Genomic DNA, 251 nt, shown 5'->3' with positions numbered 1-251 from the left:
AAAGAAAGCTCGCTACGGAAGCATGAACAAACCCACCAAAGTGAAGAGCAGCTTCGTAGCTGATTCCGAGTACTTTGGCGGGGCCCGGAACAAAAACCGGGATATGCTACGGAAAATAAAACGCAAACGTTTCGTATCTAGTTTTTAGGTGATCAAACCACTTGAATCGTTTGGTGGCGATAGCGGAGGGGTTCCACGCGTACCCATCCCGAACACGACCGTTAAGCCCTCCAGCGCCGATGGTACTTGGA

General features: G+C 50.6%; 1 rRNA gene. It reads left to right on the top strand.

From position 1 onward, the window contains the following. Nucleotides 1–169: 169 nt before the first annotated feature. Nucleotides 170–251 (top strand): 5S ribosomal RNA (gene rrf, locus KI367_RS26985); the annotation flags it as partial.

The sequence above is a fragment of the Paenibacillus cookii genome (assembly GCF_018333375.1).
GTDB classification, from domain to species: domain Bacteria; phylum Bacillota; class Bacilli; order Paenibacillales; family Paenibacillaceae; genus Paenibacillus_AQ; species Paenibacillus_AQ cookii.
The sequence above is the reverse complement of the archived record's forward strand: the minus strand, read 5'-3'. Positions and strand labels throughout refer to the sequence as shown.